6 protein-coding genes are annotated in these 4,765 nt (G+C 68.3%); 2 read left to right on the forward strand and 4 right to left on the reverse strand.

The window, feature by feature from the left end; translation table 11 throughout:
- A partial coding sequence (locus tag ACFO0C_RS11020; RefSeq protein WP_378066490.1) for a tetratricopeptide repeat protein occupies window positions 1-754 on the reverse strand: 754 nt, incomplete at its 3' end.
- Between the two features lie 394 nt (window positions 755-1,148).
- Between ACFO0C_RS11020 and ACFO0C_RS11025 the strand changes: the two genes are divergently transcribed.
- Window positions 1,149-2,006, forward strand: coding sequence for a tetratricopeptide repeat protein (locus tag ACFO0C_RS11025; protein ID WP_378066491.1), 858 nt, complete (start codon window positions 1,149-1,151; stop codon window positions 2,004-2,006).
- Window positions 2,007-2,103: 97 nt separating this feature from the next.
- Here the strand turns inward: ACFO0C_RS11025 and ACFO0C_RS11030 are convergent, their stop codons facing one another.
- Window positions 2,104-2,733, reverse strand: a complete 630-nt coding sequence (locus ACFO0C_RS11030; protein ID WP_378066492.1) for a hypothetical protein — start codon at window positions 2,731-2,733, stop codon at window positions 2,104-2,106.
- 405 nt (window positions 2,734-3,138) lie between these two features.
- On the opposite strand from ACFO0C_RS11030, the gene ACFO0C_RS11035 reads away from it, so the two are divergent.
- Window positions 3,139-3,636, forward strand: coding sequence for a hypothetical protein (locus tag ACFO0C_RS11035; protein WP_378066493.1), 498 nt, complete (start codon window positions 3,139-3,141; stop codon window positions 3,634-3,636).
- A gap of 112 nt (window positions 3,637-3,748) precedes the next feature.
- Here ACFO0C_RS11035 and ACFO0C_RS11040 read toward each other — a convergent pair whose 3' ends face one another.
- Both ACFO0C_RS11040 and ACFO0C_RS11045 read right to left on the reverse strand, forming a co-directional pair.
- Window positions 3,749-4,432, reverse strand: a complete 684-nt coding sequence (locus ACFO0C_RS11040) for a response regulator (RefSeq protein ID WP_378066494.1) — start codon at window positions 4,430-4,432, stop codon at window positions 3,749-3,751.
- Window positions 4,429-4,765 (reverse strand): sensor histidine kinase (locus ACFO0C_RS11045; protein WP_378066495.1); only part of this gene is annotated, 337 nt, incomplete at its 5' end. The genes ACFO0C_RS11045 and ACFO0C_RS11040, both read right to left, overlap by 4 nt.

Consider the following 4,765-nt stretch of genomic DNA (forward strand, 5'->3'; position numbering starts at 1 on the left):
TGAGGGTGGTGGCTTCGCCGGCCCGGTTGCCGACCTCCCGCTGGATGGGCAGGGCCTGTTGGTAGAAGTCGAGGGCCCGCCTACGATCGCCCAGCCCGTCGTACACCGTGCCTATGTTGTTGAGGGTGGCGGCCTCCCCGGCCCGGTTGCCGACCTCTCGCAGGGTGGGCAGGGCTTGCTGGTAGAAGTCGAGGGCCCGCCTACGATCGCCCAGCCCGTCGTACACCGTGCCTATGTTGTTGAGGGTGGCGGCCTCCCCGGCCCGGTCACCGACTTCCCGCCGGATCGGCAGGGCTTGCTGGTAGAAGTCGAGGGCCCGCCTACGATCGCCCAGCCCGTCGTACACCGTGCCTATGTTGTTGAGGGTGGCGGCCTCCCCGGCCCGGTCACCGACTTCCCGTGTGATGGGCAGGGTCTGCTGGTAGAAGTCGAGGGCCCGCCTACGATCGCCCAGCCCGTTGTACAGGTGGCCGATGTTGTTGAGGGTGGCGGCTTCGTTGCCGCGGTCACCGGCTTGCCGGTAGAGGGCCAGGGCCTGCTGGAAGTCCTGCAACGCCGGCTGGGGTCGGCCGGTCGTCTGCCGCGCCTGACCACGGTGGTAGAGGGCGTCGGCGTGTGGGCCCAGGGTCAGGGTCGCTGTGGCCAGCGCCTCGACATCAGCGAACCGGGAGACGCGCAGCCATACCCGGCCCACCCGATCGCCGACGCCTTGGGCGATACCGGCCTGCCGTCCGGCGACCGCGAGTCGATGCACCTCAGCCCACCGGGCGATGGCAGCCGTCGGTGTGGTGAAGACAGGTGAGTGCGGCCGCAAGGATGCCGGGCTGTCCACTCCTGACCACTCCCTGTCTCGACACCGCGATAGGACTGTCACGTCCTCGAGAGTCGCGCGGGCCCCGAGGACGTGCATGCCGGCCTGGTCGAATCCACCGGTCGTCATCAATACACCAACAGCGGTACCGGTACGGACCGTGCGTCGGAAATCCGTCACCAGTGGAGGTGTCCGCTCAACTGGTCTCCGAGGAAGCAGAACGTACAGTGGCCGCCATGACATTGATCGGCCACGCCGTCCGCACCGATGACCGCGTTACAGCGGGCCGGTACCGGGCTTACGTCTACGCCGACACCACCATCCTCGTCACCTCGCGATGACCACCATGGGATCAGCGACGATCGCCCGGTGGGCTGAGGTGCATCGGCTCGCAGTAGCCGGACGGCAGGCCGATATCGCCCAAGGCGTCGGCGATCGGGTGGGCCGGGTATGGCTGCGTGTCTCCCGGTTCGCTGATGTAGAGGCGCTGGCCACAGCGACTCTGACCCTGGGTCCGGATGCCAGCGCCTTCTACTACCGTGGTCGGGCGCGGCAGGCGACCGGCCGGCCCCAGCCGGCGTTGCAGGACTTCCAGCAGGCACTGGCCCTCTACCGGCAGGTCGGTAACCGCGGCAACGAAGCCGCCACCCTCAATAACATCGGCATGGTGTACGAGGGGTTGGGCGATCGTGGGCGGGCCCTCGACTTCTACCGGCAGTCCCTGCCGATCCGGCGGGAGGTCGGTGACCGGGCCGGCGAAGCCGCCGCCCTCAACAACATCGGCCACCTGTACGACGGGTTGGGCGATCGTGGGCGGGCCCTCGACTTCTACCGGCAGTCCCTGCCGATCCGGCGGGAGGTCGGTGACCGGGCCGGGGAGGCCGTTACGCTCAACAACATCGGCATGGTGTACGACGGGTTGGGCGATCGTGGGCGGGCCCTCGACTTCTTCCGGCAGGCCCTGCCGATCCTGCGGGAGGTCGGTGACCGGGCCGGCGAAGCCGTCACCCGATACAACATCGCGATGATCCACCGCGTGCACGGCGACCTCGACAACGCGATCCGCGAACTCGAACACGTCGTCGACCTCGACCGCCAGGTCGGCCACCCCGACCTCGCCGACGACACCGCCGCCCTGCAACAACTGCGCCAGCAACAAGCAGCAACCCAGAAGCTGCCCCCATCGGCACCATGAACCACATCAGAACGAACAATTGGTCTCCATGGATTCGAGGCTGCTCGGACGGTTGGCACGCGGGCTCCTCGTCCGCAACAGACCTCATCCAGCTGGGCTAATTTGCCACCAACTGCGCCGATTTCCGATCACTGAACTGCGGCGGCAGCAGCGCTGCCTTCTGTTCGGCAAATCGCTCACCGCGATGATGGAACATCATCGCGCACGTCTGCCCCCGCGTCTCCGTCGTCAGCGCCCGCCCGGCGAGCACCGAATACATGCCACTGTGCTTGAGCCAGGCCGCCTCCTCACCATGGCTGTCGAAGCCCCGGCCGATCGCCGCGTGGCCGAATGCGTCGTGCACCGCCCGGAACATGTCGTTCTCCGCATCGCTGAGTAGAGGATGCGGGTTGTCGCTGGCCGCGGTCACGAAGACCTTGAGCTCGCGGCGCGCCACATCATCGATCATGGCGCCGGCATCGACATGCGGATCGTCGTCCCCCACGCGCACGGTGACCCCGAGCCCTCCGAACTCGACGCGGCCCACGAGATACGCGTACTGCCGGATGGTCTCCCGCCGAAACGCGGCGTAGGCGGCGCCGGCCCGGGGATCTCGCACCGGGGCGGCCATGTAGGCCTCGGCGATCGCTGTTCCCAACGCCGGATCGAGGCGCACCCGGGCGTAGCTGCCGGGTGTCATCCGGTCAAGGCAACCCCACCGCCGCGCACCATCGAACAGGTACGGCATCGGTGCGTACAGATGCGTTGCGGCAGTCGCAGATGCGGATGAAACCAATCGTGTTCATGGTCCTCCTCAGGTTGTGGGGTTGTTGCTGACGATCAGCTCGACGTCCGCCGCCTCGACATCCCCGTGCTGCCACTCGTCCAGCAGCGAACCTACGGGCAGGCGTTCCGCCATCTCGCCGAATTCCAGGCAAGACTGCGTGACGTAGCGACGATGGGGGAGTCCCTGGCGCGCGATATCAACGAGGGCCTTCTGGTCGGGTCCCTCACGACCGACGTTTGACCATCAGGTTCAGGTTTCGAGTCCCCGACGGCCCTCGAGGACGGCCATGCCTGGACCCCACGGCCTCGGCGAACAACACCGCTACTTCAACGACGAGTGACTCATCCGTACGGCCCAGGCGGTGAGATGGCAACAACGTGGCGGGAGACGACCAACCTGGTCGCCCTCGACTTGGAAGGCAGCGGCGCACAAGACGGCGACCACGAAGCCATCCTGGAGATCGCCGCCGTCCGCCTGATCGCCGGCCGACCCGACACGACCACCGCCTACGCCCCTGATCGATCCCGGCCGCCCCGATCCCTGCCCGGCCTGGATCTCACCCGGACTCGCCGCACCGCCCTGTCCGGAGCGCCCATTATTGACGAGGTCGAACCGCTACTCACCCGCAACCGGCCGATCGACGTGCTGCCTGACCGGCAGGCCTCCACCCTGGCGAAGTGGCTGGCCGGGCATCCCGAGGTTCGTGTGATCTGCCGAGACCGGGCCGGCAGCTATGCCGAAGGATCCCGAACCGGTGCTCTCGGTGCCGTGCAGGTCGCCGACAGTATCGGGGCGTCGCGCTGCCAGCGGACCGGCGCGGCCCCGTCGCCATCAATTACCGCACGGTCGGCGTGTGGTTACTGATCACCGTACTGGCGTACGTCGTACCCAGCGGATGCCTACCACCGCCGCCCCGGCACGGCAGGACGCGCGGGCCCGGCGACATCGGCACACACACTGACCGGAGTACGGCCTATCAGGTGAGGGTGTCGCCAGGGCGGACGATGCCGCGCTGGTAGGCCAGCACGACCAGCTGTGCGCGGTCACGGATGCCGAGTTTCGTCATCGCCCGGTTGACGTGGGTCTTGGCAGTCAGCGGGGACACGTACAACCGCTCGGCGATCTCGTCGTTGGACAGGCCGTGTGCGACCAGCACCAGGACCTCCTTCTCGCGGTCGGTGAGGCCGCCGAGCGCGGCCGGTCCGGGGTCGGGCAGCGGTTCGAGTTCGGGCCGGCTCAGGAACTGGGTGATCAGCGCCTGGGTGGCGTGTGGTGACAGCAGGGCCTCGCCGCCGGCGACCGTGCGGACGGCACGGACCAGGTCGTACGGCTCGACGTTCTTGCCGAGGAAGCCGCTGGCGCCGGCCCGCAGCGCCCGGACGATGTTGTCGTCGTTCTCGAAGGTGGTCAGGATCAGGATCCGCACGCCGGTGAGGGTGTCGTCGGCGACGATGTGGCGGGTGGCGTCCAGGCCGTCCATCTCCGGCATGCGAATGTCCATCAGCACGATGTCCGGCCGGGCGGTCCGGGCCAGGCCGACTGCTTCGGCACCGTCGCAGGCTTCGCCGACGACGGTGATGCCGGGTTCGCTGTCGAGGATGAGTTTGAAGCCGGTACGGATCAGCGGCTGGTCGTCGGCGAGAAGGACACGGATCGTCACGGTTGCTCTTTCGGGGCAGGGGCGGGCAGGACGGCACGGACCTGGAAGCAGCCGTCCGGGCGGCGGCCGGCATGCAGGGTGCCGCCGGCGGCCGAGGCCCGTTCGCGCATGCCGAGCAGCCCGTATCCGCTGGTGGTCCCGGGTGTGCCGGCGTGGTTGACGACCTGGACGGCGACCTGGCCGGTGCGGTATTCGACGGTCAGGGCGGCGGTGCCGGTGCCGTGTTTCTGGGCGTTCGTGAGCGCTTCTTGCAGGATCCGGTAGGCGGCCAGGTCCACCACGGCGGGCAGTTGCCGGGCCTCGCCGCGCTGGTCGTGGTCGACTTTCAGACCG

The organism is Actinoplanes subglobosus (genome assembly GCF_042650585.1).
Lineage (GTDB): Bacteria > Actinomycetota > Actinomycetes > Mycobacteriales > Micromonosporaceae > Actinoplanes > Actinoplanes subglobosus.